24 protein-coding genes and 1 tRNA gene are annotated in these 25,479 nt (G+C 72.4%); 4 read left to right on the top strand and 21 right to left on the bottom strand.

Annotated elements, in window-relative coordinates; all coding sequences use genetic code 11:
- Nucleotides 1–75: 75 nt before the first annotated feature.
- The 4 genes from AB0F56_RS20810 to AB0F56_RS20825 form a co-directional block, all read right to left on the bottom strand.
- Entirely contained in the window at nucleotides 76–1,758 is a 1,683-nt protein-coding gene (locus AB0F56_RS20810; protein ID WP_362011676.1) for an AMP-binding protein, read from the bottom strand.
- A 25-nt stretch (nucleotides 1,759–1,783) separates the two neighbouring features.
- Nucleotides 1,784–2,374, bottom strand: a complete 591-nt coding sequence (locus AB0F56_RS20815; RefSeq protein WP_362011679.1) for a lytic polysaccharide monooxygenase auxiliary activity family 9 protein — start codon at nucleotides 2,372–2,374, stop codon at nucleotides 1,784–1,786.
- A 165-nt stretch (nucleotides 2,375–2,539) separates the two neighbouring features.
- Entirely contained in the window at nucleotides 2,540–4,183 is a 1,644-nt protein-coding gene (locus AB0F56_RS20820; protein ID WP_362011681.1) for an SPFH domain-containing protein, read from the bottom strand.
- Between the two features lie 492 nt (nucleotides 4,184–4,675).
- Entirely contained in the window at nucleotides 4,676–6,028 is a 1,353-nt protein-coding gene (locus AB0F56_RS20825) for a peptidoglycan-binding protein (protein WP_362011684.1), read from the bottom strand.
- Nucleotides 6,029–6,211: 183 nt separating this feature from the next.
- Here AB0F56_RS20825 and AB0F56_RS20830 point away from each other — a divergent pair.
- Nucleotides 6,212–6,285, top strand: a tRNA-Lys gene (locus AB0F56_RS20830).
- Between the two features lie 434 nt (nucleotides 6,286–6,719).
- Here AB0F56_RS20830 and AB0F56_RS20835 read toward each other — a convergent pair.
- The 13 genes from AB0F56_RS20835 to AB0F56_RS20895 all read right to left on the bottom strand — a co-directional run bounded on the left by AB0F56_RS20835 (nucleotide 6,720) and on the right by AB0F56_RS20895 (nucleotide 19,732).
- Nucleotides 6,720–7,352 (bottom strand): class F sortase, encoded by a 633-nt coding sequence (locus AB0F56_RS20835; RefSeq protein ID WP_362011988.1) that lies wholly within the window; start codon nucleotides 7,350–7,352, stop codon nucleotides 6,720–6,722.
- Between the two features lie 76 nt (nucleotides 7,353–7,428).
- Complete coding sequence (locus AB0F56_RS20840; RefSeq protein WP_362011687.1) at nucleotides 7,429–8,046, bottom strand: hypothetical protein; 618 nt, start codon at nucleotides 8,044–8,046, stop codon at nucleotides 7,429–7,431.
- A gap of 95 nt (nucleotides 8,047–8,141) precedes the next feature.
- Nucleotides 8,142–8,921, bottom strand: a complete 780-nt coding sequence (locus tag AB0F56_RS20845) for an HAD-IIA family hydrolase (protein ID WP_362011690.1) — start codon at nucleotides 8,919–8,921, stop codon at nucleotides 8,142–8,144.
- Nucleotides 8,922–9,002: 81 nt separating this feature from the next.
- Entirely contained in the window at nucleotides 9,003–10,583 is a 1,581-nt protein-coding gene (locus tag AB0F56_RS20850; protein WP_362011692.1) for an alkaline phosphatase family protein, read from the bottom strand.
- Between the two features lie 151 nt (nucleotides 10,584–10,734).
- Nucleotides 10,735–11,802, bottom strand: a complete 1,068-nt coding sequence (locus AB0F56_RS20855) for a 2-aminoethylphosphonate ABC transporter substrate-binding protein (RefSeq protein WP_362011695.1) — start codon at nucleotides 11,800–11,802, stop codon at nucleotides 10,735–10,737.
- A 66-nt stretch (nucleotides 11,803–11,868) separates the two neighbouring features.
- Complete coding sequence (locus AB0F56_RS20860) at nucleotides 11,869–12,666, bottom strand: ABC transporter permease subunit (RefSeq protein ID WP_362011698.1); 798 nt, start codon at nucleotides 12,664–12,666, stop codon at nucleotides 11,869–11,871.
- Nucleotides 12,653–13,450: a 2-aminoethylphosphonate ABC transporter permease subunit gene (locus AB0F56_RS20865; protein ID WP_362011700.1), complete on the bottom strand. Its 798-nt coding sequence runs from the start codon at nucleotides 13,448–13,450 to the stop codon at nucleotides 12,653–12,655. The genes AB0F56_RS20860 and AB0F56_RS20865 overlap by 14 nt, the downstream gene beginning before the upstream one ends.
- 139 nt (nucleotides 13,451–13,589) lie before the next feature.
- The gene (locus tag AB0F56_RS20870) at nucleotides 13,590–14,630 is read right to left on the bottom strand and encodes an ABC transporter ATP-binding protein (RefSeq protein WP_362011991.1); all 1,041 of its coding nucleotides are present in this window, start codon (nucleotides 14,628–14,630) and stop codon (nucleotides 13,590–13,592) included.
- A gap of 65 nt (nucleotides 14,631–14,695) precedes the next feature.
- Nucleotides 14,696–15,388 carry a phosphonatase-like hydrolase gene (locus AB0F56_RS20875; protein WP_362011703.1) on the bottom strand — a complete coding sequence of 231 codons (693 nt, stop codon included), beginning with the start codon at nucleotides 15,386–15,388 and terminating at the stop codon, nucleotides 14,696–14,698.
- Nucleotides 15,389–15,393: 5 nt separating this feature from the next.
- Nucleotides 15,394–16,545, bottom strand: coding sequence for a TIGR03364 family FAD-dependent oxidoreductase (locus tag AB0F56_RS20880; protein WP_362011705.1), 1,152 nt, complete (start codon nucleotides 16,543–16,545; stop codon nucleotides 15,394–15,396).
- A gap of 146 nt (nucleotides 16,546–16,691) precedes the next feature.
- The gene (locus tag AB0F56_RS20885; RefSeq protein ID WP_362011708.1) at nucleotides 16,692–17,456 is read right to left on the bottom strand and encodes a GntR family transcriptional regulator; all 765 of its coding nucleotides are present in this window, start codon (nucleotides 17,454–17,456) and stop codon (nucleotides 16,692–16,694) included.
- A gap of 64 nt (nucleotides 17,457–17,520) precedes the next feature.
- Nucleotides 17,521–18,426 carry a hypothetical protein gene (locus AB0F56_RS20890; protein WP_362011711.1) on the bottom strand — a complete coding sequence of 302 codons (906 nt, stop codon included), beginning with the start codon at nucleotides 18,424–18,426 and terminating at the stop codon, nucleotides 17,521–17,523.
- A gap of 124 nt (nucleotides 18,427–18,550) precedes the next feature.
- Nucleotides 18,551–19,732, bottom strand: a complete 1,182-nt coding sequence (locus tag AB0F56_RS20895; RefSeq protein ID WP_362011714.1) for an ROK family transcriptional regulator — start codon at nucleotides 19,730–19,732, stop codon at nucleotides 18,551–18,553.
- A 55-nt stretch (nucleotides 19,733–19,787) separates the two neighbouring features.
- On the opposite strand from AB0F56_RS20895, the gene AB0F56_RS20900 reads away from it, so the two are divergent.
- Nucleotides 19,788–20,864 carry a Gfo/Idh/MocA family oxidoreductase gene (locus AB0F56_RS20900; RefSeq protein WP_362011716.1) on the top strand — a complete coding sequence of 359 codons (1,077 nt, stop codon included), beginning with the start codon at nucleotides 19,788–19,790 and terminating at the stop codon, nucleotides 20,862–20,864.
- The gene (locus AB0F56_RS20905) at nucleotides 20,861–21,343 is read left to right on the top strand and encodes a heme-degrading domain-containing protein (protein WP_362011718.1); all 483 of its coding nucleotides are present in this window, start codon (nucleotides 20,861–20,863) and stop codon (nucleotides 21,341–21,343) included. The genes AB0F56_RS20900 and AB0F56_RS20905 overlap by 4 nt, the downstream gene beginning before the upstream one ends.
- 52 nt (nucleotides 21,344–21,395) lie before the next feature.
- Here AB0F56_RS20905 and AB0F56_RS20910 read toward each other — a convergent pair whose 3' ends face one another.
- The 4 genes from AB0F56_RS20910 to AB0F56_RS20925 form a co-directional block, all read right to left on the bottom strand.
- The gene (locus tag AB0F56_RS20910; RefSeq protein WP_362011720.1) at nucleotides 21,396–22,253 is read right to left on the bottom strand and encodes a fumarylacetoacetate hydrolase family protein; all 858 of its coding nucleotides are present in this window, start codon (nucleotides 22,251–22,253) and stop codon (nucleotides 21,396–21,398) included.
- 136 nt (nucleotides 22,254–22,389) lie between these two features.
- Nucleotides 22,390–23,112 (bottom strand): YidC/Oxa1 family membrane protein insertase, encoded by a 723-nt coding sequence (locus tag AB0F56_RS20915; protein WP_362011722.1) that lies wholly within the window; start codon nucleotides 23,110–23,112, stop codon nucleotides 22,390–22,392.
- 141 nt (nucleotides 23,113–23,253) lie between these two features.
- On the bottom strand, nucleotides 23,254–23,550 hold the full coding sequence (locus AB0F56_RS20920) for a DUF6412 domain-containing protein (RefSeq protein ID WP_362011725.1): 297 nt from the start codon (nucleotides 23,548–23,550) through the stop codon (nucleotides 23,254–23,256).
- A gap of 35 nt (nucleotides 23,551–23,585) precedes the next feature.
- Nucleotides 23,586–24,377, bottom strand: a complete 792-nt coding sequence (locus AB0F56_RS20925; protein WP_362011727.1) for a class E sortase — start codon at nucleotides 24,375–24,377, stop codon at nucleotides 23,586–23,588.
- Between the two features lie 63 nt (nucleotides 24,378–24,440).
- On the opposite strand from AB0F56_RS20925, the gene AB0F56_RS20930 reads away from it, so the two are divergent.
- Nucleotides 24,441–25,445, top strand: a complete 1,005-nt coding sequence (locus tag AB0F56_RS20930) for an SEC-C domain-containing protein (protein ID WP_362011729.1) — start codon at nucleotides 24,441–24,443, stop codon at nucleotides 25,443–25,445.
- The last annotated feature ends 34 nt before the right edge of the window (nucleotides 25,446–25,479 follow it).

Consider the following 25,479-nt stretch of genomic DNA (forward strand, 5'->3'; position numbering starts at 1 on the left):
ACGGTAGGCGGGGGCCGCGGGGCGCGGCCATCGGTCTGGTGGGTGTACGGGGGTAGGCCTGGCCCTACCCCCCTTTTAGGCCTCGTGGCCGAGGGGCGAGCGGTCGTGGGCCTCGTACGCGGCACGGAGGTCGGTGAGCGCCGCCGGGGTCAGGCGCGTGTACGGGTCGCCCGGCGCCGGGCGCCACCAGACCGGGTCCGTACAGAGGAAGGACTCCCGGCGCAGGCCCACGCGGTGGATCTTGTTGGTGGCGGTCAGCGGAAGCCTCGGGACGATCCGTACGAACCGTGGCGGCATCTTCGTGCCCAGGTCCGGCTGGGCGGCGAGGAACTCCGCGAACGCGGCCGGGTCGAAGGCAGCGCCCTCGCGCAGGGCGATGGCCGTCATCACCTGGTCCCCAGCGACCGGGTCGGGTATCGCGTAGACGGCGACGCCCGCCGCGCGCTCCCAGCGGGCGAGGATCTGCTCGATGACGGCCGCCGCGAGGTTCTCGCTGTCGACCCGCAGCCGGTCGTCCGTGCGCCCGGCGAAGTAGAGGAAGCCGTCGGCGTCCCGGTAGAAGAGGTCGCCGGTCCAGTACCAGCCGTCCCGCAGCCGGGCGGCCTCCGCCTCGGGGTTGCGCCAGTAGCCCTCGAACGGGTTCCGGCCCCGGTTGACGAGCTCGCCGATCGCGGCGGAGGCGTTGAGGAGCCGGCCCTCGGGCGAGAGGATCGCGGGCGCGCACTCCTCCCCCGTCTCCGGGTCCACCACCGCCAGGTCGTCCCCCGGCGCCGCCCGCCCGATCGCGCCGGCCGGGGTGGACGGCGTCCGCGGGATCGCCGCGCCGCCCTCCGAGGAGCCGTAGCCCTCGACGAGCCGGGCCCCGAAACGGGCCTCGAACCGGGCCGCGTCCACCGCCCCCGCCTCCGTACCGAAGCCGAGCCGCAGCGGGTGCGCGCGGTCGTCCGGGTGGGGCGGGGTGGCCAGCAGGTACTGGACGGCCCGGCCGACGTACGTGAAGTAGGTCGCGCCGAACTCCCGTACGTCCGGCAGGAAGCCGGAGGCGGAGAAACGGTCCCGCAGCGCCACGGACGCACCGGCGGCGAGCGCCGGGGCCCAGTCCGCGATGACGGCGTTGCCGTGGAACATCGGCATGCAGACGTAGTGCACGTCCTCGGGTCGTACGCCGAACTGGGCGACGAGCGAGCGTCCGGCGGCCGCGAGCCGGCCCTGGCTGCAGATCGCCGCCTTGGGCGCGCCGGTCGAGCCGGAGGTGAAGTAGAGCAGCATCCGGCTGTCGGGCCGCACGGGGCGGACGACGGCCTCGCCCGGTTTCGCGCCCTCGTAGGGGGTGAGCAGCTCCTGGTAGGCGTCGGTGTCGGTGACGAGGACGCGTACGCCCGGCAGGGGAAGCCCGTCGAGCAGGGGAAGGTACGCGCGCTGGGTGACCAGGACGCGGCAGTCGGTGTGCGTGATGTCGCGGGCCAGTTCGGCGCCGCGCCGGGTGGGGTTGATGCCGGCGACGGCGGCCCCCGCGAGGGCCGCCGCGCTGAGCCAGAGCGGGAATTCCGGTGTGTTGTCGAGGAGTACCCCGAGGTGCGGCTCGGCACCTCGGGGCAGCAGATCGACGAGGAGCGCGGCCCGTGCGGCGGCCCCGGCGGCGACCTGGTGATGGCTGAGGGCCGTGTTCCGCGCCCTCAGTCCGACCCGGTGGTCGCCCCACTGCCTCCGCACGAGCTCCGCCACGGTGGGTTCCGTCGTACGCCGGACGTCCGTCATACGCCGGAAGGTAACTGACGCTACGTCAGAACTGAACATCCGAGCAGGCGTAGAACGCGTTCCCGGTGTCCGCGATCGTCCAGACCGCCAGGATCAGATGGCGTCCGGTCTTGCCCGCCGGGAGGGTCCCGGCGTGCGAGAGCGTGGCCGGCGGCTGCGCGTTGTTGTACGGGACGGTGAGGAACGGCTGGGGATCGAGGGCCGCCCTCGTGAGCTTCTGGCTGCCGTTCCAGCCGTTCTTGGTGATGTAGTACTTGAAGTCGGTGGTGCTGTGCCGGGCGGTGAACTGCCAGCGGAAGGTGTGGCTCTGGCCCGCCGTGAGCCTGGTGGTGGGCCAGGCGCCGCCCCGCGGGTCGTCGAGCTCGGCGAACCGGGAGTTCCCGCCGGCACAGATCGTGCCGTCGGCGGGTCCGGCGCCGGGGAAGCCCTTGAGGCCCTCGACCGACTGCGGCTCCCACTGGATGCCGCCGCAGTTGGTCACGGTGCCGTTGGCGCAGAGCTTCTGACGACTGATCGGGGAGTCGGTGTATCCGTGGCTGGAGGCGCTGCTGGTGGCGAAGAGGGCGGCGCCGGCGACGCCGAGCGCCACCGCCGCCACGCCTATCTTTTTGCGCATGCTGTCGCTCCTGATGAACGTGGGGGAGTTCCGAGCCGTGCTGCACGCGTGCGGAGGGTGGTGCGTGTGAGTGGTGCGTCTGGGTGGTTCGCTTGTGCGGTAGTGCCTATTCCGGTCTAGACCAAGTACCAAGGTATTGACGGAAGTTCACCATGTCCATACCGGTCACGCGCCTTCCATCGGACCGGTCCTGCCGGTGTAGAACGCCACCGTCAGGTCCTTGACCAGCGCCTTGCGCTCGTAGTCGTCCAGCTCGACGAGACCACGCGTGGTCAGCCGGTGGACCACGTCGTCCACGGCGTCCACGACGGAGGTCAGCACGCTGTCCCGGTGCTTGGCGTCGATCGCGGCGATCCGGCGGCGCTGCATCGCCCGCGCGATCTCCGGGGCGTACTCGATCCGGGTCGGCTGCGCCGAGAACACGTCGATGCCGACCGGGGCGCACTCGGCGGAGAGCATCCGGGTCAGCGCCTCGCCGACGGCCTCCGCGTCGCGCAGGGTCGGGGCGTCCTCGTGGAAGGCGTCGGCCGGGAGCTGGGAGAGGACCCGGGCCATCGCCGCCTCGACCTGCTCGCGCAGGTACTCCTCGTGCCCGTCGACGCCGAGCGCGGCGCGGACGGTGTCCCGGATGCGCCAGACGACGAGGACGACGACGTTCAGCGCGGTGCCCTTGGCGTCGACCGAGGGGAGCGGCTCGCTGCGCCAGTGGCGGAGGCGGACGTCGACCCGGCGGCGCAGGAGGAGCGGGCTGACCCAGACGAGACCGGTACGGCGGACGGTCCCGCGGTACTCGCCGAAGAGGGTGAGGACCAAGGCGTAACCGACCCGGCCGCGGCCGACGCCGCCGAGGGTGAACAGGGCGGCCAGGACGCCGAGGGCGAGGAGCGCCCACTGGCCGAGGTGGATGCCGTTGTACGGCTGCGGGGGCAGCCCGAGCATCCGCGCGAGCTCGTCGGGCACAGCCCCGGTCCACCACAGGATCGCGGCACACCAGGCGAGCGCGAACACCCCGCCGACGACCCCGATCCACCCGGGCAGCACGGCCCCCTCCCGCTCGACGAGCTCGGGGTCGGCGGTGGGCGCGGGGCGGGAGGCCTTGGGGCGGGTGGGGGCGGGGATGGTGGGCTTGGGGGTGGGCGGGGAGGGCGGGGAGGGCGGGGACATGGCGACGGTGGCGGGCCCGCCGTCGTCATCGGTTCGGTCGGTGTCGGTACGGGCGCCGGCGCCGGGCTCCTCGCGGAAGAGCAGGTGCACGGGGATCGACCCGGTGGTCTCGGCCCCGATCACGTTCTTCCGCCGCACCAGGGGCCGCGTGAGGACCTGCGCCTCGGCCGCGACGGGCACGACGGTCACGGGGGCCTCGGCGGCGACGGGGAGTGCGACGACCCCGACCTTCCCGCGCACGAGCCGCCGCGGATCGGGGGCGGGGGTGGGCGTGGAGGCGGGCGTGGAGGCGGGCGTGGAGGCGGGCTTGGAGGCGGGCTTGGAGGTGGAGACGGGTCGGACGTGGGGGGCGGGTGCCAGGGGGGTGGTGGGGAGCGGGGCCGGCTTCGGGGTGGGGGCGGCCGGGGTCACGGGGGTGGGCGCGCCGGGGGCCGTGGGGAGGGGGGCCGGCTTGGGGGCGGCGGGGGTGACCGTACGGGCTTCGGCAGCCGGACCGCCGGGGGCGGTGGCGGCGCGGGCGCGCGCCGCGCCCGGCCGGGGCGCCACCCACTGGGCGGCGGAAGGCGTCGCACCGACGGCACCCTCCACCCGGAGCCGGAACTCCGGGGCCCCGGGGGCTGCGGCCGGAGCATGACGGTCCGTCACCGCGGTAGCCCCTGGGGCGCCGTTCTCCGAGCGAGGCACGTCGGCGTGGGGCCCCGGCTCCGCCGGAGCCGCCGCGTCCGACGGGCCCGGCCCGTCAGGCGATCCGGCCGAGGACCCCGGGCGTGTCAGCGAAACAGCCTGCGGGCCCGGGCCCGCAGGCGAAACAGCCGACGGCACCTGCCCCGCAGACGACCCGGCCGAAGACTCCGGGCGCGTAAGCGAAACAGCCGACGGGCCCGGGCCCGGGGTCGCCTGAGCCGCCGCGGTCTCCGGCGCCTCCCCAGGCGCCGTACCCCCTCCCGCGCACTCCTCGCCGACCCACGCGCCCTCGGGGCGGTCCGCGCCGGGCTCCGGCGGGTGGCCCGTGGGTCTCGGGGTGCGCGGCTCCGTCGTCATACGGCGGGCCGTCCGGGCCGCGTCGCGGCTGGCCGCCGCTCCCGAATCCGGGTTGGGGGTCGTTGCGGTCATGGAGTCCACCTCATGCTCTCGGGGTCATCGGAACAAGCGCCGCCAGGTCTCCGGGCCCGGGTAGCCGTCGGCCGCGCCGCCGCGCCATCCCTGCGCCCGCTGGAACGCCTCGACATTGCGACGGTCCGCCTCGCCCCAGCGCGGACCGGGACCCGACAGGTAGTGCTTGCCGAAGCCCCGCTTCACCAGCTGTTTGCCCAGCTTCTCCACATATGCGTTGGATTGGCCCGGACGGAAGTAGCCACGCCCGGGAAAGCCCGGCACATTCGCGCTCGAGCCCCCCGAACCACTCGAACCGCCGATGCTGCGCCCCTGCCCCGCCACCAGCAGGCGCCAGGTCTGCGGCCCGGGCATCCCGTCCGCCTCCGCTCCCTTCCAGCCCTGTGCCTGCTGGAACGCCTGGGCCGCCCGGCGGTCCGCCTCGCCCCAGCGCGGACCGGGGCCCTGGCTGTAGTACTTCTTGCCGCCGCGCTGCACGAGCAGCTGCCCGAGCCGGGTGACGTACGCGTTGTTCGCGCCGGGCCCGAACATCTCCGAGCCCGGGTAGGGCGTGACCGTCGTGGACGAGCCGCCTCCCGCGCTGCCGCCGCTGACGACGCCCTTGTAGCGGTAGGCGACGTAGCGGGTGGAGTTGTTCCAGTACGCCAGCGGTGTCGCCTGGCGCCGGGTGCGCGGCTTGGTCTGCTCGTACGCGATGTACGAGGTGTGGGTGTAGTCGGTCCAGCCGCCGAAGATCGTGACGTGCGAGCCCTTGGTCGGGTTGGCCGGGTTATGGAAGAGCAGGATGTCGCCCGGCTGGAGCTCGGTGCGGTCGATCCGCTCGCCGAAGCGGTCCAGGCTGCCGGTCCACTCGTTGCCGCGCAGGTTCCACGCCATCGAGATGTAGCCCGAGCAGTCCTGGCGGTAGCCGTCGGACCAGTACCGCTCCATCGAGTACGGGACCTGGGCGCTCACCCACCGCTTGGCGCGGTTGATGATCTCGGCGCGGGTGGTCTTCCGCAGGGACCCGGTGGAGATCTGACTGTTCGTCGGGGTCGCGCCGGGCGCCGGCTGGCCGCCCGGTCCGGGCGCTCCGTGGAGCGGCCCCGCGCCGCCCTGCGGCGTGTCGTCGACCGGACCGGCGGCGTCCAGGTCCGCGAGCAGACCGGCCGGGGCGGTCGGGCCGTCCCCCGGCAGGGCCAGCGCGCTCGCGCCCCCGGCGCCGAGGGCCACGCCCGCCGCGGTCACCAGGACCAGCGCGCGGCGCGCCCCGTGCGCCGCCGGGTGGCCGCCCGCGCGGACGGGCAGGCCCAGGGCAAGATCGCGCCGCTGCTGGGCGCAGCCCGCGCAGCCGCAGTCGGCCGCGGGCTCGAACTCCTCGAAGACCGGCACACTCATGCGATTCCCCTCCACACTCGTCAAGATCTTTGGGCGCTCGTGCACGGGCGCCAGTGTCTCAACTGTCCGGACATATCGCATTTTGACGGATCGAAGGCCTGATACGACCATCCGACAGGCCGGGAGCACCGGTATTGGTCAGGAGCACCCCTGGGCGTCGGGTAGAGTTATCCAGGTCAGCACGCGCCGCTAGCTCAGTTGGTTAGAGCAGCTGACTCTTAATCAGCGGGTCCGGGGTTCGAGTCCCTGGCGGCGCACGCGCAGTCGAAGCCCCTCACCGATGGTGAGGGGCTTCGATCGTTTTCGTACACCAAGGGGCACCCGGCCACGACTCCGCTCCGTAGCGTCTCGGTCACGTTCCGGCCATCCCGGCCGCTCGGCGCCTTCCGCCCCAACCGCCCATCCCGGCTGGCCCGTTGGCTGCCGGGGGGGCTGAACTCCCGTACGGAACCAGTCGATCTTCGCGCGGCGGAACCATGCTCTGGGCCCGGGCCTGACGCCCGTTCTAGAGTTGCGGAACCCGAACCTCCCGCGCCGGCGCCGGGCTCCTCCCGCAGCCCGCGCGCCCGCGGTCGAGGCCGGCCCGGCCGTCGGGCCGCGCGGACCGCGGCCCGCCGGCCGGGCCCGGTGACCCCGGTGATCAGTGGCCGAAGGTCGTCGGTGGTCAAACCCGCCGATCCGCGAGAAGGCGTTACGCCGTCCCCGCCCGCGCGCCCGTCAGATACGCGGAGACGACCACGTTCGCCGTGTACGTCCCGGTCACCCGGTCGAAGGTGCCGCCGCAGGTGATCAGGCGCAGCTCGGCCCGGTCGGCCTGGTGCTGTCCGTAGACCTTCCGCGCGTCGAAGCGGTCCCGGGGATAGACGCGGACGTCGTCGATGGTGAATTCGGCGACCGATCCGTCCGTACGGGTCACCCGCACCGTGGCGCCGGGGCGAGCGGCGCTGAGGCCGTAGAAGACGGCGGGCCGGGTCTCGGTGTCGACGTGGCCGACGAAAAGGGCCGCGCCCTCCGCGCCCGGCTGCGTACCCGTACGGAACCAGCCGACCGAATGGGGCATCTCGAACGGCGGCGGGTCGACCGCGCCCGACGCGTCCAGGCCGCGCCCGACGACCGGCGCGGTGATCCCGAGCGAGGGGATCTCGACCCGGCGCGGCTCGGCGGGCGCCAGGGGCCGGTGCGCCGGGGGCAGGGGCGCGCCGAGGGGGCGGCCGACGGCCGCGATGTCGCCGTTGGCGGGGGCCGGGGCGCCTCCGTCGGCGATCTCCCGGCCCCAGAGCCAGAGCCCCAGGACCAGGACCGCCCAGGCCGCGCCGGTCACCATCCGCCCGTGGCCCGACCCGGTGCCAGTAGCAGTACCCGTGTCGGGGTCGGACCCGTTCCCGGATCCGGCGGACACCTCAGTCGCCCGCCCGGCGGCGGCGTGCGCTGCGGAAGGCGACGGCCACCGCAGCGACCGCGGCCAGGCCCAGGCCGACCAGGGTGTACGGCGTACCCAGGCCGTTCTCGCTGGTGGTCTGAGCGACCCCCGGTGCCACGGGTACCGCCGGGACCGCCAGGGCCGCGCCGCCGCCACCGGCCCGGACCGGGGCATACGGGCTGGGGTGGTGCGTCGGCTGGTGCGTCGGCTGGTGGGTGGGGTCGTGCGTGGGCTCGGGCTTGTGCTTCTCGACGTGGACCACGCCGACGTCACGATGCTCCTTGCCGTCGCAGGTCACGCTCACCTTGTAGGTGCCGCGCTCGATGCCCGACTTGATCGTCGTGTCGCCGAAGAGGGGGTAGTCGCCGCCGTCACGGCCGGTGAGCTCGGCGTCGGCGACGAACGCCTTGGACTTGGCGGCGCCGGTCGTGCCCTTGCAGCCCTGCACACGGACGTCGACGTCCGCACCGGGGCGGGCGGTGGACGGGGTGACCGTGACCTTGACGTCGCCTCCGGCGAAGGCGGTACCGGCCGTGGGTGCCAGTACGAGAATGACGGCCGCCCCTGCGGCACGGAGAGCAATGGGACCTGAACGCATCGTGACCTCCTGGTACTGGCAGGGTCACCCGGTTCGCCCGCTCCCGCATCCGCAGGGGTCCGGTCGGGTGTTCGACCGCTGCCCCCGCGCGGCGGCTACACCCGGTCCACGAGGTCGGCGATCGAGTCGACGATCTTGGAGGGGCGGAAGGGGAAGCGGTCGATCTCCGCCTGGGTCGTCAGTCCGGTGAGGACGAGGAAGGTCTGCATCCCCGCTTCCAGGCCGGCCAGGATGTCGGTGTCCATCCGGTCGCCGATCATGGCGCTGGTCTCGGAGTGGGCGCCGATCGCGTTCAGGCCGGTGCGCATCATCAGCGGGTTCGGCTTGCCCGCGAAGTACGGGTCCTTGCCGGTGGCCTTCGTGATGAGCGCGGCGACGGAGCCGGTGGCCGGCAGCGGGCCCTCCAGGGAGGGGCCGGTCTCGTCGGGGTTGGTGCAGATGAAGCGGGCGCCGGCGTTGATGAGCCGGACGGCCTTGGTCATGGCCTCGAAGGAGTACGTCCGGGTCTCGCCGAGGACCACGTAGTCGGGGTCGTGGTCGGTGAGGACGTAGCCGATGTCGTGCAGCGCGGTGGTCAGGCCCGCCTCGCCGATGACGTAGGCGGTGCCGCCGGGGCGCTGGTCGTCGAGGAACTTGGCGGTCGCGAGCGCCGAGGTCCAGATGTTCTCCACCGGCACCTGGAGGCCCATGCGCGCGAGGCGGGCGTGCAGGTCGCGGGCGGTGTAGATGGAGTTGTTGGTGAGTACCAGGAAGGGCTTCTCGGTTTCCCGCAGCTTCTTGATGAACGCGTCGGCGCCGGGGATCGGCACGCCCTCGTGGATGAGGACGCCGTCCATGTCGGTGAGCCAGGATTCGATCGGCTTGCGCTCTGCCATGTGCGGGGACTCCTGCCGTACAGAAATCGTGCGGTGTGCTGGGGGCGCCGCGACAGCGCTGTGGCGACGCCCCCAGCCTAATCAGGATGTGGAGACCTTGACCCCGTCGATCACCCAGTACCAGTTGTTGGAGCCGGTGTAGCGGAAGCGGAAGCTCACGGAGGACGAGCCAGAGGGGACGTTCACGGTGAGGGACTGCGGCTGCGAGATGACGTCGGAGGCGTAGCTCTTGACGACCGTCGGCGTGCCGCCGTTGAAGACCGCCTGGACCTGGGCGGTCTGGCTGCCCTCCTGGCGGTAGAAGGTGGTGAAGTCGAGGGTCGCCCGCGTCTTGCCGGAGACGTTGTACGCCGGGGAGACCAGCGTCGAGTCGTACGTACCGGAGAAGGACTTGTCGGACCACTCGTCGGAGTCGGCGACGGCGAAGACGCCGCGGGCGCGTACGTTCAGCTCGCGGGACTGGTCGCGCTGGGTGCGGGACCAGAACTCGTCGGTGGCGAAGGCCCAGCCGCGCCACTCGGTCATGCCGCCGGTGCCCATGGCGTTGTTGATGACGGACCAGCCGCTGGGCGCGGTGTGGGTGAAGCCGAGGACGCCGGCCGGGATGCCGGTCTCGTCGACCCGCCCGGTGAGGGTGGAGTGCAGCGCGTCGAAGGGGTCGGTGGAGCGCTGCTGGATCGGCTTGCCGTCCAGGCCCCACGCGGGGTCGGGCACGATGCCGAGCTGGTGGAAGACGGTCGCGGCGACGTCCACGAGCCGGGTGTCGATGGGGCGCGCGCCGGCCGCGATGCCGGGGCCCTGCGCGAGGACGAACGTACGGCGCTCCTCGATCGCGGAGCCGCCGTGGCCGCCGCCGTCGGTGTGGCCGTGGTCGGTGGTGACCATGATCGTCCACCGCTCGGTGGCGTAGGAGGGGCGGGCCTTGATCGCGGCGAGGAGGCGGCCGAGGTAGCCGTCCTGGACGGCGATGGCGTCGAGGTACTTCTGGCTGGCGGCGCCGTAGGAGTGGCCCATCTCGTCGGTCTCGCCGAAGTAGACGAAGAGGACGTCCGGGTTCTGGTTCCGGAGGATGTCCTCGGTGGCGTCGGTGATGATCTTGTCGTTGACGGCGTAGTTGTTGTTGTAGACCAGCTTGGCGTCGGCGCCGGGGGTGACCGTGCCGTGCGTGTCGAGCTCGGGCCAGTCGACGGCCGCGAAGAGCGAGAGGTCGGGGCGGACCTGGTTCAGGCGGGCCAGGAATCCGGGGTACTTGGCGTAGTTCTTGCCGGTGAAGGAGTTGTCCTTCACGCCGTGCTTGTCGGGCCAGACACCGGTGGAGATGGTCGACCAGCCGGGGCCGGAGGAGGTGGCGGCCATCGGGTTGGCGTAGAGCAGCGACAGGCCGTACGTGCCGTTCGCGATCAGGGACTTCAGCGTCGGCGCGTTGGCGGCGTCGATCCGGTCGTACCGCAGTCCGTCCATGCCGACGACGAGCACCTTGTCCTTGCTGATGCCGTTCGGGAGCGTGGGGGCCGCGGTGGGGGCCGCGTGGGCGGCGGGTGCGAGGGCGGTGCCCGCGGCAGCGAGGGCGGCGGTGGCGCCGGCCGCGGCGAGGACGGTGCGGCGGGACGGGGTGGTGGAAAGGCCGGTGGAAAGGCCGGTGGACATGCCGTTGATCGGCATCTCGGATCCTCCGTAGGAAAGGGGCGAGGACGCGCCAACGCCCCTGATCCCTCAGGGGCGTTGGTCCGTACCCGTTATCTTTCCGCGATGAACGGAGGTGTTCCAGGGGTGGTGAAGTGAACTCTTGGAAGCCCGCGATGAGCTGCCGGTGTCAGCTACCGGTGGCCGTCTTCCACGCGTCGACGTACGTGGTCAGGTTCTTGTCGATGTCCGCCCAGTCCGGCTCGAAGACCTCGACGCCCTCGATCAGCTTCGCCAGCTCGATGGCGTTGGCGTCGGTCGCCTTGACGTCCTTGCGGGCCGGGAAGCCGCCGCCGACCGCGCTGACCTCGCGCTGGGCCTGCTCGCCGAGCATGAAGTCGAGCAGCTTCTTGCCGTTCTCGGTGTGCGGGGCCTTGTTCACCAGGCCGGCGGCGTACGGCAGGGCGAACGTGGTGGGCTTGCCGCCCTCCTTGGCCGGGAACCAGATGCCGAGGTTCGGCATGGACTTGGACTGCGCGAAGTTCATCTGGACGTCGCCGTTGGCGACGAGGATCTCGCCCTTGTCGACCTTGGGGGCGAGCTTGGAGGTGGAGGAGGACGGGCCGACGTTGTTGGCCTGCAGCTTCTTCAGGTACTCCATCGCCGGCTCCTGGCCGCCGAAGTCGTTCATCGCCTTGATGACGACGGCCGTGCCGTCACCCGCGACACCGGGGGTGGAGTACTGCAGCTTGTTCTTGAACTTGCCGTCGAGGAGCTCCTCCCAGGTCGTGGGGGCCTCCTTGAGCTGCTGCTTGTTGTAGATGAAGCCGAAGTAGTTGTTGACGACCGAGGTCCACTTGCCGTCGGCGGCCTTGTTCGCGCCGTCGACCTGCTCGGCGCCCTTCGGGGTGTACGCCTGGAGCAGCCCCTTGGAGTCGGCCTGCTGGATGAAGGGCGGCAGGGTCACGATGACATCGGCCTGCGTGTTGTTCTTCTCGCGGACGGCGCGCTGCACCATCTCGCCGGAACCGCCCTCGACGTACTTGACCTTGATGCCGGTCGCCTTCTCGAAGTCGGCGAAGACCTTGTCGTACCAGCCGTCGCCCTTCTCCCCCTTGAGGCCGTCCGCGCTGTAGACGGTGACGACCTTCTCGTCGGAGGCGGCGGAGGAACCACCGCAGGCGGTGAGGGTGGCGGCGAGGGCGAGGCTGCCGGTGACGGCGGCGATCGGCTTGACGAGCTTGGACGAGGTACGCATAACGTCGTTCTCTCCTGGGGGACTTGGCGGTGGTGACGCTCAGCGGTGGGTGCTTGCGGCAGGCGCTTATCGGTAGGACGCCTTGGTACGGATACGGGAGACGGCGAGCAGGACGATCAGGGTCGTGGCCATGAGGACCACGGCGAGCGCCGAGCCGGTGAAGAGGGAGCCACGGTCGGTCGCGGTGAAGATCAGCACCGGGAGCGGCAGCCAGTCCGGCGGGTAGAGCATCATCGTGGCGCTCAACTCGCCCATGGACAGGGCGAAGCAGAGCCCGGCCGCCGCGTTCAGGGACGGCAGCAGGAGCGGCAGCTTCACCCGGAGCAGGACGTACGCGGGACGGGCACCGAGGCTCGCCGCCGCCTGCTCGTACATCGGGTCGAGACGGAGGATGGCCGCCGAAACCGACTGATAGGCAAACGCCGTGACAAGAATGGTGTGCGCGAGGATCACGATCCAGCGCGTTCCGTTCAGCAGCACCGGCGGCTGCGAGAAGGCGACCAGGACGGCGAGACCGACGACGACCGAGGGCACGGCGACCGGCAGCATGAACAGCGCGTCGAGGAACCGACGGCCGTTCTTTCGCAGGGAGTTGGCCACCAGGGCCGCCCAGGTGCCGATGGTCAGCGCGAGCAGGCTCGCGGTGACGGCGGTGACCAGGCTGGTCGTCAGCGCCTGCAGCGACTCGCCGCGCACAGCGGCCGTGTAGTGCTCCGCGGTCGGCCCGGAGGGGAAGGCCCCGGACCAGTTGGTGGAGAACGACGCGGCGAGGATCACCAGGAGCGGGAGGGCGAAGAGCGGGACGAAGAGGACCGCGAAGAGGGCCCAGGTCGTCCACTTGCCCGTACGGCTATGCACCAACACGGCGGCTCACCACCCGGTAGAGGCCGTAGAGGCCCACGGAGATCGCGACGTTGACGACGGCGACGACACAGGCGGCGGCGTAGTCGGATTCGAGGATGGCCTTGCCGTAGACGAGCATCGGGAGCGTCGTGACGCCCTTGGCGCCCGTGAAGAGCACGATCCCGAACTCGTTGAGGCACATGACCAGGACGAGGCTGCCGCCGGCGGCGAGCGCGGGCAGCGCCTCGGGCAGGATGACCTGCCGGATGATCCGCAGCGGCTTCGCCCCGAGCGAGGAGGCGACCTCCAGCTGCGCGGTCTCCATCTGCGAGAACGCGGCGAGCAGGGGGCGCATCACGAAGGGCGTGAAGTACGTGATCTCGGCGAGGAGGACACCCCACGGCGTGGTCAGGAACTGGAAGGGCCCGGTCTCGGCGCCCGTGAGATCCGTCCACAGGCCGTTGCCGATGCCGACCGTGCCGTAGAGGAAGAGCAGGGCGAGGGTGATCAGGAAGGACGGGAAGGAGAGGAAGACGTCGATGAACTTCGACACCGCCTTCCCACCGGGGAACGGTACGAACGCGATGATCAGCGCGAGCACGAACCCGAGGACCAGACACCCGACGGTCGACCCGACAGCGAGCCACACGGTCGTACCGAGCGCGTCCCGGAACCCCTCGGACGCGAACACGTCGGCGTACGCACCGGGCGCGAGCGACTCCTGGACGACGAGGGCGAGCGGGTAGAGAAAGACGAGAGCCAGAACGGCGACGGGCGGCAGTGCCCACAAGATCGTTGTGGGCATGCGTTCCGCCGGGGCGGTGGGGGTCCCCCCGGACGGAGTCCGGGGGAGGGTGGGCACAACGGACGGCGCCTCTGCGGGCGCCTCCGCCCCCGGTGCCCCGCCACGACGCCGCTCAGCGGTCATGGCCCGTGCGGACGGGTCACCCATCGGACACCCCGGCCCCCAGCAGCACCCCGTCCTCGGGCGCGAAGTGCAGCGTGACCTCGTCACCAAGGGCGGGAGTCTCCCGCAGCTCCCGCACGTCCGCCTTGACGCGCTGCCCGTCGACATCGACGTACAAGCGGTGCGTGGACCCCCGCCACTGCACCTCCGCGATCCGCCCCCGCAGCGCGTTCGGCCCGTCGCCGAGGCCGACGAGGTGCGGCCGCACGCAGAGCGTGGCGCCGGCGCCCGGCGCGATGCCGTCGGTGGCGACCTCCAGCTGGGTGCCGCCGAACATCACCCCGCCCGCCCCCACCGTCACCGGCAGCAGGTTCGCGTTGCCGACGAAGGACGCGGTGAACTCCGTACGAGGACGGCGGTACAGGTCCTGCGGCGTACCGCAGTCCTGCAGCCGGGCCTTGTCCATGACCGCGATCCGGTCCGCGAGGGTCAGCGCCTCGACCTGGTCGTGGGTGACGTACAGGATGGAGACGTCCGGCAACTCGCGGTGCAGACGCGCCAGTTCGGCGAGCATCCCGGAGCGCAGCTGCGCGTCGAGCGCGGAGAGCGGCTCGTCGAGGAGCAGGACGTTCGGCCGGATGGCGAGCGCGCGGGCGATGGCGACGCGCTGCTGCTGGCCGCCGGACAGCTCGCGCGGGTAGCGCTTCGCGTAGGCGGCCATCCCGGTCATCTCCAGGGCCTCGGCGACCCGGCCGGGGATGTCGGCCTTCGGCGCCTTCTGCGCCTTCAGGCCGAAGGCCACGTTGTCCTCGACGCGCATGTGCGGGAAGAGGGCGTACTGCTGGACGACCATCCCGATCCCGCGCTTGTGCGGCGGGAGGGCGGTGACGTCACGGTCGCCGATGAACACCCGCCCGGAGACCGGCTGCACGAACCCGGCCACGGCGCGCAGGGCGGTGGTCTTGCCGGAGCCGGAGGGGCCGAGGAGAGCCATGACCTCGCCGGGCTCGACGGTCAGGTCGAGCGAGTCGAGGACGGTGTGGTTCCCGTACGCGACGGAGACGGAGTCGAACCGGATGCCGCTGCGAAGGGCGGTCGCCGTGGTGGCCGGGCCGCGCGCCGTGGTGACTGGGGCGGGCGCCGTCACCGGTCCGCCTCCGCAGCGGCTATCGCCGCCGGCAGGTCGGCGACCGACCCGAGGACGTGCGTGGCGCCGTGCTCCTTCAGCGCGGCCTCGTCGTGCGCGCCCGTGAGCACGCCCGCGACGATCCCGGCGCCCGAGCGGACACCGCTGAGCATGTCGTACGAGGTGTCGCCCGCGACCGCGATGTGCCGGACGTCGTCGACGGCCGCGGTACGGAGGAAGGCGCCGAGGACCATGTCCGGGTAGGGCCGGCCCCGGCCGCCCGCGTCGGCCGGGCAGAGGGTCAGCTCGACCAGGTCGCGCCAGCCGAGGGCGTCCAGGATGGCGTCCTGGGTGACCCGGGCGAAGCCGGTGGTCAGGACGACGGTACGGCCCTGGCCCTTCAGCTCGTCGATCGCCTCGGCGGCGCCCGGGATCGGCGCGATCAGGCCGCCGGCGACCAGCTCTCCGTACGCCTCCTCGAAGGCGACGTTGGCCTGCTGGGCGCGGGTCTCGTCGCCGCCGAAGAGGTGGCGGAAGACGGAGATCTTGGACTCGCCCATCGTGGCGCGGACGTAGTCGATCATCGTGGCCGGGTCCTCGCCGAGGCGCTCGGCGGCGGCGCTGAACGCCCGCTCGACGAGACCGCCGTCGGCGACGGTGGTGCCGGCCATGTCGAGGACGACGAGGTGGTGCTTGTGGATGTCGGTCATGGTGTTCACCAGCCCAGTTCGTTCGCGGTCGTTTCGGCGATGGCGGGCGAGCAGGTCATGCCGCGGCCGCCGGGTCCGGTCACCAGCCACACGCCCTCGCGGACCTGCTGGCGGTGCACGACCCGGGTGGTGTCGGTGCACTGCGCGTACACGCCCGCCCAGCGGCGCCGGATCTTCGGCAGCGGGCGGCCGAGGAAGGACTCGACGACGCGGACGAGGTGCTCGTAGGGGTCTTCGAGGGTGTCGAAGGCGAAGGGGTGCTCGTACTCGTGCGTGTCGCCGATGGTCAGTCCGCCGTCGAGCCGCTGCACCATCAGGAGCTGCATCTTGTGCGCGGCGGCGGTCGGGTCCTGGGCCTGGCCCGCGTTGAGGGTGTCCAGGGCCTCGGACTTGTACGCCGGGTAGTAGCGGAAGGAGTCGGCGTCGGCGACGGAGGTCGTCAGCGGCTCGCCGAGCGGGTCGGTCTGCATCATCTGCAGGCGGACCTTGCGGACCGGGATGTTGCCGGCGATCTCGCGGACCAGGCCGCTGAGCGCGGCGCCGGTGGCGAGGACGACGGCGTCGCCGGTGTGGATCTCGCCGCGGTCGTCGCGGACGGCTGCGTTGCGCATGCCCTCGGCGCCGGAGACGTCCCGGACCTCGCGGTTCGGCAGGAAGGTGTACTTCCCGGAGGCCAGCAGGGCCTTGCGGAGCGCGAGTTGGGCGGTGCGCGGCTCGACGGCCGCGTCGCGCTCGCAGAACAGCGCGGCCTTGGCCCCTCCCTTTTCAAACGCGCCGCGCAGGGCCGGGTTGATCTGGCGCGCCTCCTCGGCGGTGAGCAGCTTGTAGCCGCGCGCCGCCGCGTCGGGCCGGGCCAGGGCGGCCTCGGCGACGGCCAGTTCGAGGTCGCCCCGCACCGGGGTGAGCGAGCCGATGGCCCGGAAGCCGAGCTCGGGGACGCGGGCGCCGATGCCCTCCCAGAGTTCGCGGGCGCGCAGCGCGGTGTCCAGCTCCTCTCCGCCCGCGCGGCCGCTCACCCATATCTGGCCGAAGTTGCGGAGCGAGGCCCCGCGCGCCTCGGCCTCGCGCTCGATGTGTACGACCTCGTGGCCGCGTTCCACTGCGTGCCAGGCGTGCATGGTTCCCACCACGCCGGCTCCTACGACGATCACCTTCATGCCGTTCACGGTCCTGGGGGTTGGTGACCCGGAACGATCCGGATGGCAACGGGACGGTGAACGGGGCGACAAGGTTGGCCTAGACCCGTTACCTTTCTGTGATCTTACGGGACTCTCGTCGAGACCCGGTCCGGCACGTCGGTCGGTCAGCCCTGGTGGCCGAGGTGCGCGGTGAAGCTGAAGCGATCACCCCGGTAGAGGGTGCGGACGCGCTCCAGCGGGCTGCCCGAGGTGTCCCGCGAGATCCGGTGGATGAGCAGCATCGGCAGCGCGGGCGGGGTGCCGATGAGCAGAGCCTCGCGGGGCGTGGCGAGCACCGTCTCGATCCGCTCGTCGGCGTCGCCGAAGGTGATGCCGAGCTGCTCGCGCAGGTAGCGGTAGAAGGAGGAGTCCGGGTCGAACTCGCTGTCCAGACGCGGCGCCCGGGCCACCGACACGTACGTGCTCTCCAGACCGACCCGCTCGTCGTCGGCGAGCAGCACGCGCTCCATGTGCCAGACGGGCTCGCCCCGTTGGACCCCGATCTCGGGCGCGAGGGCCTCGGGGCAGGGGAAGTGGTCGAGGGTGATGAGGGTACGGCCGGGGGTGCGCCCCTGCCGTCGTACGCCTTCGGTGTAGCTGGCGAGCGAGAGCGGCTGCTCCAGCTTCGGCCCGGCGACCACGGTCCCGCGTCCCTGGCGGCGCAGCCGCCCTTCGAGGAGCAGCTCGCGCAGGGCCTGCCGGACGGTCTCCCGGGAGACCTCGTAGCGGACGGCGAGGTCCCGCTCGGTGGGCAGGAGCCCGCCCTCGCCCAACTCGTCTATCAGCGAGGCGACTTTCGCCTTCACCGCGTAGTACTTGGGGATGCGGCCGTGCTCGGGGATGCCGGAGCGGATGGGTGCGCCAGGTGCCTGGTCGTTCGGGTAGTCCACTGAGGGATGCTCGCAGATGGGAATGAACGGGAGGGTGTACGGAGGGTGGCGCGGCGGGGCGGACTCAGGTCCGTCCACGCCGTTCACGTCGGGCCGCGACGAGCAGGGCCACGCCCGCGACCAGCAGCGCACCGGAGACGGGGAGCAGGAGGCCGGTCGACTCGTCGGCGGTCTGGGCGAGTTCGGGCCGGGCGGGGTCGGGGACGGCGGCGGGCGGGCGCGGGAGGCCGGTGCCGTCGCCGCGCGGCGGGGCGGACTCGGCGGGGGCGGACTCCGTGTCCTCCTCCGTCCCCTCGGCGGCGATGGTCAGGCGGTAGCCGCCGGACTCGCCGATCCAGTCGCCGTCGTCCCCCCGGCGCTGCACGATCGCCGCGTTGGCCACGACCTCGTTGGGCGCGGTGCCGTCACGGAAGGCGAGCCGTACGTCGACGGTGAGGGTGCGGCCGGCGGGGACGGAGAAGCCGGCGAAGGGCGGGAGGACGGCGGCGGTCTCAGAGGGGGATGTGGCTGCCGGGCCGGTGGCCGAGGGGCTGGCGGCTGCGGCGCTCGGCGCCTCCGCGAAGACTCCGACGTTCTCGTCCTCCTCCGTCCCCTCGAACGTCACCGGACGCCAGCGCCGTGCCTCGGAGTCGTAGAAGTCGAGGCGGATCTGGGCGGGTTGGAGGACGCGGTCGCGGTCGGTGAGGGCCAGGACCGGGTGGACGCCGTGGCAGGGCTCGGTGGTGGTGTTGGTGAGGTCGACCTCGAAGGTACGGAAGCCGGCACCGGGGACGTACGTGCCGGGCCCGCCGTGGATTCGGGTGTCGATCGGGAAGTCGCGGTCCGTCGCCTTGCCGCAGGTGGGGGCCGGGGCCGCCGCCCGGTTCGGCGTCGCGGGCTCCGCCGAGGACGGGCCGACGGCGAGCGCGAGGACGGAGGTTCCGGTCGTCGCCGCCGTGACACCGAGGGCGAGGGCGTTGCGCAGTCGCATGGGCGGGTGCCTTTGCTGCTCGCGGGCGTACGGGACGGCCGCGACGCTGCCACACGGGCGGGGTGTCGCCGGGCAGCGACGCGGGGCGCCCGCCCGGACGGGCCGCACATTCCGCCCGATCAGCCTATTTTCCGAAGATCGGAGCGAGGATCAGCTGCGCGGCGCCCTCCGCGACGGCGTACGGAGACGTGGCACCGGAGACCGGTGTGCCCAGGCCCGCCCCGGCGAGGACCGCGCGGACGCCGCCCACGAACGCCTCGGGGTCCCCGGCCACCACCCGGCCCCCGAGCACGACCCGGTCGATGTCGAGGAGCCGTACGAGATTCACGGCACCCGTACCGAGGACCCGCGCCGCCTCCGGCACGTCACCGCGCGCGACGGCGGCCAGGCAGAGGACCTCCAGGCAGCCGCGCCCGCCGCAGCCGCAGGGCGGCCCGTCGAGCAGGACGGTCTGGTGCCCGAACTCCCCCGCCCCGGTTCTCGCCCCCCGGTGGAGGGCGCCGCCGAGAACGAGCCCGGAGCCGAGCCCCGTACCGAGGTGGAGGTACGCGAACGAGTCGGCGGTGGGGGCGGTGGAGCGCAGGGCGAGGCCGAGGGCGGCGGCGTTGGTGTCCTTGTCGAGGGCGACGGGCAGCCCGAGCCGCCGCGCGAGCTCCTCCCGGAGCGGAACGCCCTCCCACTCGGGAAACCCGGTGACGCGCCCGGGCGTACCGGAGAGGTGGTCGAGCGGCCCGGGCATGGCGACGCCGAGCCCGAGAACGGCGGGTTCGTCGTCGGGGAGGTCCGAGTCGGAGCCGCGATCGTGGGCACCGCCCACCGCCCCGACGTCACCCGGCGCACCCGGCACACCACCCGGGGCCGCACCCGCCACCGCCCCCACCTCCCGCGCCACCACCTCGAACACGGCCTCCGCGCCCGCGCCCAGGTCCAGCGGGGTGCGTCGTACCGCGACCCGTACCCCCGCCAGGTCCACCAGGACGGCGGTCAGTTCGTCGCGGTCGAGGTGGACGCCGACGGCGTACGCGGCGGAGGGGACGAGCCGCAGGACCGTACGGGGCTTGCCGCCGGTGGAGGCGCGCTGACCCGCCTCCCGTACCAGCCCTTCCGCGCGCAGCCGCGCCGTGATCTTGCTGACGGCCTGCGGGGTGAGCCCGGTCCGTTCGGCCAGCTCCAGGCGGCTGATGCCGGCCTCGCCCGCGGTCCGCAGCAGGTCGAGGAGGAGGGCCGCGTTGTGGCTGCGCAGGCCGGGCAGATTGACTCCGGCGTCCGACAGCGCACGCCTGACTTCCCTGTTCACCACGTTCACCACCCCATTGTCCCTGTCACTTGCACTTTGGCAACAGCGTTGCTTAAGTGGGAGCATGACCGACACCGCCCCCCTCCGCGTCGGACTCGTCGGCTACGGCCTGGCGGGCTCCGTCTTCCACGCCCCGCTGATCGCCGCCACCGAGGGCCTCGTCCTCGACACGGTCACGACGAGCAACCCCGAGCGCCAGGCGCAGGCCCGGGCCGCGTACCCCGGCGTACGGATCGCGGACGCCCCCGAGGAGCTGTGGGCGCGGGCGGACGAACTCGATCTGATCGTCGTCGCCTCCCCCAACAAGACGCACGTGCCGATCGCCACCGCCGCGCTCACCGCCGACCTCCCGGTGGTCGTGGACAAGCCGGTCGCCGGTACGGCCGCGGAGGCGCGCGAGCTCGCCGCCCTCGCCGAGGAGCGGGGCCTGCTCCTCTCGGTCTTCCAGAACCGCCGCTGGGACAGCGACTTCCTGACTCTGCGCGGCCTGCTCGCGGAGGGCGCGCTGGGCGAGGTCCAGCGCTTCGAGTCCCGGTTCGAGCGCTGGCGACCGCAGCTCAAGGGCGGCTGGCGCGAGTCCGGGGCCCCGGAGGAGATCGGCGGTCTGCTGTACGACCTCGGCAGCCACGTCGTCGACCAGGCGCTGGTGCTGTTCGGCCCGGCCGTCCGGGTGTACGCCGAGTCCGACGTGCGGCGCCCCGGCGCCGAGGCGGACGACGACACGTTCCTCGCGATCACGCACGCCAACGGCGTCCGCTCCCACCTGTACGTGAGCGCCACGACGGCCCAGCTCGGCCCCCGCTTCCGCGTCCTGGGGTCCAGCGCCGGGTACGTGAAGTACGGCCTCGACCCCCAGGAGGGCGACCTGCGCGAGGGGCTGCTCCCCGGGCCCGGCGTGGCGTGGGGCGTGGAGCCGGAGTCGCTGTGGGGCCGCCTCGGCGCCGGCGAGTCCCCGCTGACCGGCGGCGGCCTGCCGGTGGAGTCGGCGCCTGGCGACTACCCGGCGTACTACGCGGCCGTCGCCGCCGCGGTCCGGGGCAGAGGTACGAACCCGGTCACGGCCCACGAGGCCGCGGCCGCCCTGGACGTGCTGGAGGCGGCTCGCCGTTCGGCCCGCGAGGGAATCACGGTGACGCTGTGAACTCCGCGAGCGAGATCCCCGAACTGGAGGCGCAGGAACGGAACCTGGTCCTCCCCCGCTTCACGTACGAGGACGCGTGGGCGCTCGGCTCCCTTCTCGTCGAGCTGGCGCGCGAGCGAGAGGCGCCGGTGGCGATCGACATCCGGCGCGGTGCGCAGCAGCTGTTCCACTGCGCGCTGCCGGGTTCGAGCGCGGACAACGACGCCTGGATCGACCGCAAGCGCCGGGTGGTGGAGCGGTACGGCGAGAGCTCGTTCCTGGTCGGCGCCCGCTTCCGGGCCAAGGGGACGACGTTCGAGGCGTCCTCGCGCCTGGACCCCGACCGGTACGCCGCGCACGGCGGTTCGTTCCCGGTCGCGGTCGTGGGCGCGGGGGTGATCGGCTCGGTCACGGTGTCGGGGCTGCCGCAGGCGGAGGACCACGCGATGGTGGTGGAGGCGCTGGAACGCCTGCTGACGTCGTACGCGGTGGACGCCTGAGAACGCGTGTGCCCCCTTGCGGGGGCACACGGAGGCATGGCGAGGCTCGGAACTAGGCGTCCTTGAGCTCCTGCCGCTGACGCCCGAGCCCGTCGATCTCCAGCTCCACGACGTCACCGGCCCGCAGGTACGGCTTGGGCTCGGGCTGCCCCATGGCGACGCCGGCCGGGGTGCCGGTGTTGATGATGTCGCCGGGGTACAGGGTCATGAACTGGCTGACGTACCGGACGACCTCCGCGACCGGGAAGATCTGGTCGGAGGTGTGGCCGTCCTGCTTCAGCTCGCCGTTGACCCAGAGCCGCAGGCCGAGGGCCTGCGGGTCGGGGACCTCGTCGGCGGTGACGAGCCAGGGGCCGAGCGGGTTGAAGGTCTCGCAGTTCTTGCCCTTGTCCCAGGTGCCGCCGCGCTCGATCTGGAACTCGCGCTCGGAGACGTCGTGCGCGACGGCGTAGCCGGCGACGTGGGCGAGGGCCTGCTCGTCGCTCTCCAGGTAGCGGGCCGTGCGGCCGATGACGATGGCGAGCTCGACCTCCCAGTCCGTCTTGGTGCTGCGGCGCGGTACGAGCACGGTGTCGTCCGGGCCGACGACGGTGTCGGGGGCCTTGAGGAAGACGACGGGCTCGGTCGGGGTCGCGGCTCCGGTCTCGGCGGCGTGGCCGTGGTAGTTCAGCCCGATGCACACGACCTTGCCGATCCGGCCGACCGGCGCGCCGATCCGCAGACCGGTCGCGTCGAGCGCGGGCAGCACGCCGGCGGCGAGGGCGGCGCGGATCCGGTCGAGGGCGGCCCCGTCGGCAAGCAGGCCGCCGTCGACATCGCCGACCAGGGCGGACAGGTCGCGCAGCGTGCCGTCCTCGTCGAGCAGGGCGGGCCGCTCGGCACCCACCGGGCCGACTCGCAGCAGCTTCATGGTCTTCTCCCTTGGTCGGGTCGGGCCAGAAGTGCGGCCCTCGTGACACCCGGCCGATGGGTTGCGGCCATCGGAGGTTGGTCGATCCTCCAAGAGTTCGGACCACTCTGCAAGACCCCGTTCACGGACTGGACCCTTACGCGCGAGTAGCAAGGACCCCCACGGCGGGCTGGTCGCGGTAGAGGAGGGCCCGCTCGAAGACGGTCCAGGTGGTGCTCGTGACGACGTAGAGGGCGGCGGCGAGCGGGACGACGGCGACCGTGATGAGGGTGGCGAACGAGAGCAGTGGCATCAGCTTGTTGATGGTCTCGGCGCCGGGCGTGTCCGGAAGGCCGGTGTTCAGCGGCTGGGCGGCGAGCTGCCGCTTCGTACGCCGGTAGTTGAACGTGGCCACTGCGGCGACGATCGCGAAGAGCACGAGGTAGACGACCCCGGCAGGACCAAAAACCCCACCGCCGCCCAGGGCGTCGGCGTAGTGGTCGCCGAGCGGGGCGGCGAAGAGGCTGTGCCCGGCCATGCGGTCGCCGGAGAACAGGTGGTACATGAGCAGGAACGCGGGCGCCTGGAGGAGGCTCGGCAGGCAGCCGGCGAAGGGCGAGACCTTCTCCTTGGCGTGCAGCTCCATGACGGCCTTCTTGAGCCGCTCGGGGTTCTTCGAGTGCTTGGCGCGCAGCTCGGCGAGTTGCGGGGCGAGCCGGACGCGGGCCTTCTGGCCGCGGGCGGCGGCGCGGGAGAGCGGGTGGATGGCGAGCCGGACGACCATGGTGAACAGGACGATGGCGGCGGCGGTCGCGGTGGTGGCGAAGAGCGGCTGGAGCAGGTCGGCGAGACGCTCGACCAGGGTGGCGAAAACGGACATGGGGACCCTCCGGGGGCCAGTCGTGCCGGGATGAGGAAAGGGATCGGCATGACGAGTCCGCGCAGGACGAGGAGGGGGCACTGCTGACGCAGTACTCGCACAACTACAGAGGCGGTACTGCTGACGCAGTACTCCTGATGCCTACGCGGCCGCCGGAAGGAGACGTCCGGGTGCCCGGGGCCGACGGCGCCCGGAGGCGTCGGGGTCGCGCTGGGGCAGGAAGGCGGTGCGTTGCTCACGATCGCGCAGGGCGGTGCGTACCCGGGTGGGGGGCACGGGCGCGGGAGCCTGGGCGCCGATGAGGGCGCAGACGACGCTGGTCGCGGCGAGGGCGACGGCGGCGGAGAGGCTGGAGCCGTCGGAGAGGAAGAGCTCACCGAGGGCAAGGAGGAAGAAAACGGGAGCGGCGATGCGCAGCAGTGCTGTCCCCACCTTCACTCCTTCCTCAGCCAGTGACCCAATCGTACTGACCGTTATACACGCTTGGCCCACACGACGAGCCGATAGGCGGAGCTGAATTCGGGGGTGCAGGTGGTGAGGGTCAGGTAGGCGCCGGGCTCGGAGTAGCCGTAGGAGGGCTTGACGAGGGAGCGGGGCACGGCCTGGATGACGCCGGTGTCGCGGGGCGAGGTCTGGGCGAGCACCCGATCGACGACGTACTCGTACGCGGTGTCGCGGGTCTGCACCTGAATGCGATCTCCGGGTCGGAGCCGGTTGATGTACCGGAAGGGCTCGCCGTGGGTGTTGCGGTGCCCGGCGAGGGCGAAGTTGCCGGTCTGGCCGGGGCCGGCGGTGTTCGGGTAGTGCCCGACGTACCCACGATCGAGGACGGACCGCTTGGAGACGCCACGGGCGACGGGGGCGGTGAGGCCGATGCGGGGGATGCGGATGATGGCGTAGGCGGGTTTGGCCGGAGGGTCGGGAGGGGCCGAGGAGGGCCCGGAGCCGGAGGCCGCAGAAGAGGGAAGGGCGGAAGGAGAAGCCGATGCCGAAGCCGAAACCGAGGGCGCCGCTTCACCCTCCCCAACTTCAGCCTCTCCCCCACCCCCCCTCTCGAACTCCCGCTCAAGCACGCGCACCTGCTCGCCGGCTTCGGCGCGGGCCTGCTGATTGGTCCACCAGAGCTGGTGAATAACAAGCAGAAGAAGAACAACCCCGCAGGTGACGACGGCTTCGGCGCCGGCCCACAGCAGGCGGGCGGGTGTGCTCCGCACCCCGCGCGTCTGGACGACGACCGGCACTCTGTCCCGCACCCTGGCCCGCACGCGGGGCACGATAGGTGCTGGGGCGCCAACTCTCCAGGGCCGTACAGCAGTACGGTGGTCGGCATGCGCCCCGACATGCCTGCCGACCACGCCACCGAAGCCGAGCGCCTGCTGCGCACCGCCGCGCGGTACCCCGAGGACCAGGAAGCCCTGCTTCTCCAGGCGGCGGCCCACCTGGAACTGGCGGGCGACCGCACAAGGGCGACGACGCTGTACGACTCCCTGCTCGCGGAGTCTCCGAGGAACCCCCACCTGATCCGCTCACTGAAGGCGGCGAACCTGTGGGAGTACGGCCACGAGGCGGAGGCGAGGGCGATCATCGAGGGCCTCCGTACGGCGATGCCCGCGGAGGCGGGGCCGTGGGAGATCATGGCGGAGACGCTGGAGGCCCACGACGAACTGGAACTGGCGGAAGAGACGGCGACGCAGGCCGCCACGCTCCTGACCGGCAAGGCTTCAGACCAGGACCTCCCCCACGCCACCCAATCCCTCCTGGTGACCCGCCACAGGATCCGCCGGATGCTGGCGCTCCCGCACGACGACTGGGACACGCTGGCGGACACCCTGCACAGGGCGGCGGTCCCGCTGGACGAGCTCCACGACCCGAAGCGCCTGTGGTCGCTGGGCTCGTCGGACCCGGCGGAACTCCAGGCGGAGATCACCCGCCTCCGCAGCGAACTGGGCTCCTACAGAACGGCCCTCTCCCGCCCGTTCCCGGTGGCGGTCCTCCACTGGCCGGAAGCGGAACTGGACGAGCTCCTGACGTCGTACCCGGAGCTGGAATCCGAGTACCCCACGTACCGCGCCCACCTCACGGACCTCGAGGCCTCCCTCCGCGAACTGTCCGCGGCCGGCACCCCCAACCTGGGCATCGTCCCGGCCACGGTCCCCTCCTACGAAGCCTTCGCCGCCTCCGAATCCTCCTCCCCCGCAAACGCAGACCTCCTCCCCCAGTACGCCACGACCCTGGCGGCCCGAGGCCGAGCAACGGCTTGGCCGCCGGCGCGGGGGGCGGGGTGCTGGTGCGGGTCGGGGCGGACTTATGGGGAGTGCCACGGGGCGGAGTGACCGCCGGTCGACCTCCTCACGGAAGCAGTCCGTA

Source organism: Streptomyces sp. NPDC026092, assembly GCF_040638605.1.
Classification (GTDB): Bacteria; Actinomycetota; Actinomycetes; order Streptomycetales; family Streptomycetaceae; genus Streptomyces.